At 70.2% G+C, this 6,007-nt stretch carries 3 protein-coding genes and 2 pseudogenes; 3 read left to right on the forward strand and 2 right to left on the reverse strand.

The window, feature by feature from the left end; translation table 11 throughout:
- Positions 1-448: 448 nt before the first annotated feature.
- Positions 449-1,081: a hypothetical protein gene (locus tag K304_RS0120400; RefSeq protein WP_027765241.1), complete on the reverse strand. Its 633-nt coding sequence runs from the start codon at positions 1,079-1,081 to the stop codon at positions 449-451.
- Between the two features lie 128 nt (positions 1,082-1,209).
- Between K304_RS0120400 and K304_RS0120405 the strand changes: the two genes are divergently transcribed.
- The 3 genes and pseudogenes from K304_RS0120405 to K304_RS30260 all read left to right on the forward strand — a co-directional run bounded on the left by K304_RS0120405 (position 1,210) and on the right by K304_RS30260 (position 2,656).
- Positions 1,210-1,641, forward strand: a complete 432-nt coding sequence (locus K304_RS0120405) for an Hsp20/alpha crystallin family protein (protein ID WP_027765242.1) — start codon at positions 1,210-1,212, stop codon at positions 1,639-1,641.
- A 108-nt stretch (positions 1,642-1,749) separates the two neighbouring features.
- Positions 1,750-2,158 (forward strand): annotated as a pseudogene (locus K304_RS30255) (DUF2267 domain-containing protein).
- Between the two features lie 55 nt (positions 2,159-2,213).
- Positions 2,214-2,656 (forward strand): annotated as a pseudogene (locus K304_RS30260) (DUF2267 domain-containing protein).
- 166 nt (positions 2,657-2,822) lie between these two features.
- Here K304_RS30260 and K304_RS0120420 read toward each other — a convergent pair.
- On the reverse strand, positions 2,823-5,555 hold the full coding sequence (locus K304_RS0120420) for a helicase associated domain-containing protein (RefSeq protein WP_486591757.1): 2,733 nt from the start codon (positions 5,553-5,555) through the stop codon (positions 2,823-2,825).
- Positions 5,556-6,007 lie beyond the last annotated feature (452 nt).

Below are 6,007 nucleotides of genomic sequence, written 5' to 3' on the forward strand. Positions count from 1 at the left end.
CGGCCGAGAGTGGTGAGGGTGAGTTTTGGGAGGTCTTGGAGTTAGTTGTTTTGATGGTTCGCCGGGTTTTGTCGGTGGGTGATTTGTGGCGAGTCTGCTTGGTGGTTATGAGGGTGGGCAGGGGGTGTTTTGATGGTTCGCTGAAGTAGGCAACGAGTGTCCCGCTGATTCACGGTTGTGGGGGGCGCTTGGGTCGTTTCCGGGTAGTGGTGGCGGTGAATGTCAGCGCGGCTGTGTTGTCGGGTCGTCCGGGGTGTGGGTCGGGCCTCGGATGTTGCCGAGGGTGTCGGGCGCCAGCTCGTCCCGTGCTGCTTCGTCGTCAAGGCCGGAACCGTCCGACAGTTGATGTGCTGGTGTGAGGAGTGGCGCGAATCAGGGGTGGGTGCCTGTGGGGGGGTATGTGACAGTCTGTGAGATCCGTGGGGTGTCTTGTGGTGTTGGGGTGGGGTCAGGGGGGTGTGAGGGTGTTGAGGCGTGCGGCGAGGTCGGGGTGGTGGGGGGTGAGGTAGGGGCGGGTGGCGGTCAGGGGGGTGACCAGGTCGGCGGGATCGTCGTGGGCGAGGGCTGCGTGGAGTTCGTCGAGGGGGCCGCGGGCGGCTGCGGGCAGGTCGGTGAGGGCGGTGATCTGGCCGGCGAGGCGGCGCAGATCGGCGGCGTTGGCGCGGGCCCAGGTGGCGTTGGTGCGTCTCGTGGCCCGGGCCTGGCGGGTGGCCGTCACGCGCTGCTCACCGGTGGTCCCGGCGGGTCCGGGCCGGCCGCGCAGGTATCGGCGTTCGGCGGCCTGGCGGCTGGTGACGCCGAGGGGGCGGGCGAGGTCGGCCCAGCTGGCGCCCGCGTCGCGGGCGGTTTCGATCAGGCCGGTCTCCCATCCGGCGAGCTGTTCGCGGACCTGTCGCAGCAGCGTCAGGGAGGTCAGGGCCTGCTCCGGGCCCGGCTCGACGGTGTCGGGGCTGCCGGGGGTCTCGTGCTGGGCTGTGTGCAGGGCGTCGTTTATGGCGTCGAGGGCCGCCGCGGCGGCGAGGAACGACGCCGGGCTGTGGGTGTCCGTGCTGGTTGTGGACGGCTGGTCGGCTGCGGTCACGGGTACCTCCCTCGTTCAGTCATCACATCGATGACATCATGTTTGTCATCCATTGGATGACATGCTACAACGGTGTCAGTGCAGCGCATTGGCAGCAACTGCCTACAACCCGCTGGAGGTGTTTCACCATGTTGATGCGCACCGACCCCTTTCGTGACCTGGACCGGCTGGCACAGCAGCTGACGGGCCCGGGCACCTGGTCCAAGCCCTCGGCGATGCCGATGGACGCCTACCGCGAGGGCGACGACTACGTGGTGGCCTTCGACCTCCCCGGTCTCACCGCGGACGCGATCGACATCGACGTCGAGCGGAACATGCTCACCGTCAAGGCCGAGCGCCGGCCGGTGGCGAAGGCCGACGACGTGCAGATGGAACTGTCCGAACGGCCACTGGGCGCCTTCTCCCGCCAGATCGTGCTCGCCGACACCCTCGACACCGAGCACATCCACGCCGACTACGACGCGGGCGTGCTCACCCTGCGCATCCCGATCGCCGAGCGCGCCAAGCCCCGCAAGATCTCCGTCGGCGTCGGCTCCGGCCGCAAGGAGATCTCCGGCTGACACCAGCAGCCCGGACCGGTGCGGAGGACAGGCACCTGATCTCCCCTCTCATCACCTGTCCTCCGCACCCCTGGACAGTCCGGACAGAAAAAAAGGGGGGCGGCCGAGATGACTCTGCAACACCAAGCGTTCCTCGACCACGTCAGAGAACACGGTCAGTACCAGACCAGACCAGACCAGACCGGGCCGGAAGCGGAACGAGCGGCACGCGTAGTCCTCGCCCTCCTCGGCGCGCACCTGGCCGGCGAGGCCCCCGAGCCCAGCTCTCCGCACGCCTGCCGGAGGAGTGCGCACCGATCCTGCTGAACCCGCTGCAGAGCCCCGAACCCCTACCCCCGAACGGTTCGTCCGCGCGACCGCAGCCTGGATCGAAGGCGCCACCGAGCACACCGCGACCTGGGACGTCAGCGCCGTCCTGTCCACCGTCGCCGACACCGCCGGCGCAGACCTGACGGGGCAGCTCCTGCTCCAGCTCCCCACCGGCTACGACCTCCTCTTCGGCCCCCAGCCCACCTGACCACCTCTCACCCGGGGGTGCTGCACCCGGGTGACCATGAAAGGCACACACCGCAGTGACCACCGACGTACGCGCACCCCAAGCACACCAGCAGCCGTACTCGACGGCCTACGAGCAGATGCTGGAGAAAGTCCGCTACGAGGGCGCCTACCCCACCCGCGAAAAGGCCGACGAAGCCGTCCGCCTGGTCCTCGCCGGATTCGGACGCCAACTGACCGGCGACGAACGCGTCGACCTGGCCGCCCGCCTGCCCCTGGAAGCCGCACGCATACTGACCACACAGATCCCCCACCCCCAACCGCTCACCGGCTCGGCCTTCGTCAAAGACCTCGCCACCCGCACCCGCGCCCCCTGGCCACCACCCGCTGGGACACCGGCTCCGTCTTCGCCGCCGTCACAGCCCACGCCGGCCCCGACCTGACCACCCGCATCCTCCACCAACTCCCCACCGGCTACGCCCTCCTCTTCGGCCAAGCCGAACTCACCCCAGCCGCCTAGACGGCGGGACCCGGGGCGGACAGCGACGACCCCCGCGCCGCTGTCCGCCCCGAGCCCCGGCTCCCGCAGAGCCACCATCACCGCTGCCTGTCCGGCCGCCCCTGCGGAGCCCACGGCGGCGCGGACTCCGACGCTGTCTGCGAACGCGACCTCGGCATCGCGGCCGCTACAACTGTGCCCAGGCCAGTCCGAGTTCGGCCAAGGCCGCTCGCCGCTCCTCGCTGAGTTTCGCCCGCCTGGTCTTCTGGTTGGTGAGCCATACCCCCAGCCTGACGGGCACCGGTGCGCCGTCCTCGACGACGTCGCCGCCCCCCGCGGGGTGGAGCAGCTCTTCGTGTTTGCGGGGGACGGTCAGGTGGCCTTCCCTGCGCAGGTATTGGCGTGCGGCGGCCAGGCCGCGCCCGAACGCGTCCAGCCCCTTCAGTCCCGGCACCCGGGCCGGCGCCCCGCCGCTCCCCGCGCCGGCCCCGTCGTCCCCGCCCGCAGGCACCGGCGCCGGGACGCCGAGCCGCTCCAGCAACTGGCGCTGCCCGGCCGCGAGTTGCGCCCACCCGGCCGCCGACGTCTGCCGCGCCAGCCAGGTGCCGACGTCGATCCCGTTCACCCGGACACCCGGAGGCACCTCCGGCAAGGTGTCCTCGCCCTCCACCAGGTAGGCGAGGGCGGCGTAGCGACGTTGCCAGGAGACCGCCCATTCCGGGTTCCAGCGTTCGTCGATTTCCCGCAGCGCCGCATCCCGTTTTTCGGTCACGGTCATGACGCCTTTTCGCAGGTTTTCCAGCCATTGCCCGACGGCGAATCCATCGACCACCGCATCGCGCGGCGCGCACAGCGTGCCGAATTCCGCGTGATACGCACGCGCCGCGACAATCCCATTCTGGAACCGTGCGTCGGCGACGTCCCAGACCATGCCGAGTCCGTCCAGCATTTCCCACCGGTGCGGGCGCAGCACCCCATCACTGAAAGCACGCCGCTGCTCGCTGACCCACCGCCCGACCGGGTAGCCCTCCGCACGGCCGTCGCCGCCGTCCAGGTCGATGACGGTGCCGGTAGGCACCTGCGCATCGCCGTGCCGCGCCACCCACTCCCGCAGGGCCTCGTAGCCGGTCAGCCAGATCTCGCTGTCGGGCTGGATGACGCGGGTGCGGAGCCAGCGGGCGATGACGGCCGGGTCCCGCGGCTGGGAGAACCGCAGCAACGGCACCCCCGCCCCACCACCGACCGCCCCGCCCTGCCGTTCGCTCTCGCCGTCGTACTCCTCGCCCGCCTGCTCCCCGCTGTCCTCGTCCAGGCCGTCCTCACCCCGCTGCTCCTGGCCCTCACCCCGCTGCTCCTGGCCGTGCTCGTCGGTGCCGCCCGCGCGGTGGCCGGCCCCGCCGGATTCGGGCTTGCCGGGGTCGAGTTCGAGGACCGTCATCGGGTCGCCGGATGCGGTGCGGGTGGCGAGCATGAGCCGTTGGGCGATGCGGGCATCGTGACTTTTCAGGCCCTGCAAAATTTGGACTAGGGGCCGGTAGGCGCCGGAGGTCATCATGGCGTCGGGGTGTTCGCCGGGGGCGAGGTAGACGGGGACGATGATGCGGGCGACCTTGCCCTCGCCGGGTTCCTGCCGCAGCGCCCGGCCGAGGATCTGCACGATCTGCACCGGAGAGGAGCGTGCGTCGGCGAGGACGACGCCGTCGACGCCGGCCCGGCCGCGGATGTCGACGCCTTCGGCGAGGACCTGGCAGGAGGCGAGGATCTGCGCGTCCGCGACCCACCCGTCCTCAGTCACCCCGTCTGCGAACCGGGACAGCACCTCCCGCCGGTGCGTGGCCGGGTGCTCCCCGGACAGCCACTCCGCCCCCACCCGGGCCGGGTAGGAGGCCGGATCACCGGCATGCAGCTCGGCCGCCGTCCCGGGCAAGGACCGCGCCATCGCCATCGCGGCCAGCGTGGTGGAGTGGAAGGTGAGCAGGGACCGGCCGCCGACATCGTCCAAATGCGTCAGCAACGCGGCCTGCAGCGCCGCCAGACGCCGCCCCCACACCTCCTCGGCGCCCGCCTCGGGTCCGGGCGCCGCCGGGTCGGTGATCTCCAGGACGTCGATCTCCCACCGCGCCAGCAACCCCCGCTCCACCGCCTCCATCAGCTCCAGCTCGAACAGGACGGGGCCGTACAGCGCCTCGTCGTCCATGGAGGCCACCAGCCGCCCCTCACCGCCGGACGACGGCGGAGCCTCCCACAACCGCGGCGTCGCCGTCATGAACAACCGACGCACCGCCGGCACCCGCTGATCCAGCGCCGCCGCCCACGCCTTCCCCAAGTCGCCGGACGTACGATGCGCTTCATCCACCACCAGCAGGTCAAAAGCAGGCAGAGACGGGCCCGTGAAGCCCTCACCCCGCGCCGCCCGCTCCAACACCCCACGCCGCGCCCGCGCGCCCTCCTGAGGCCCCTCGCCGTCCCTGGCGTCCTCGGCCCCGCCCTCCGCCCGGGCGCTCTGCGGCACCAGCGACGCGTACGTCGCCAGCACCACCACCGGCTCCTCCACCGCCACCAGATGCGCCAGCAGCGCCGGATCGGTGGTGCACCGCACCCCCAGCGCCTCCAGCAGCGGGTCATCCTCCAGCGAGCACACCGCGACCATCCGCCCGCGGTGGCCGGCACGCCGCCACGCCTCCGCGGTCTGCGCCAGCAGATCCAGCGTCGGCACGAGGACGCCGCACCGGCCGTGCGGCACCAACTGGTGCGCGGCGGCGGCAGCCGTGACGGTCTTTCCGGTGCCGGTCGCCATCACCACCGTTCCCCGCACATCTCCGTCACCCACGTCGGAGAGCCCACGCAAGATTGCCGCGACCGCCTCTTTCTGATGCGGTCGGAGGATAAAAGAAGAGGCCGCATGAGTGCCTTTGTTCACCGCGTGAACTCCTTTATGAGTGGAGCGATAGAGCGCTCTTGCTGAATGCCGATCCGCACCCAGGGGTGACGCATGGTTCTTCCAAACTCTACCCATTATGCATCATCTCGCTGGTGACAGACGCTCCAATCTCTCAGAATGCTCACACCACCCCTCACTGTCAACCCGTCAGACAGGGGTGAGTGCACGTTCCCCGGTCTCGGCGTGAGGCACGCACCCCGCCACCCCTTCTCGTAGCCCGCTTACTTGCACCGCAACCCCCCAGCCCCACACAGAGCGTGACACTGCGCCAACATCACCCGGGGGTGCGCGCAGATGAATTGCGTAGCAATTCATCGTAATTCGCGGAGCGAATTACGGAAATCCCGTCGGGATTTCTACACAAATTGCGGAGCAATTTGTGTTAACGCCGCGTAGCGGCGTGCGTCGTTCCTGCGGAGCAGGACGCGCGC

Source organism: Streptomyces sp. CNS606 (assembly GCF_000426325.1).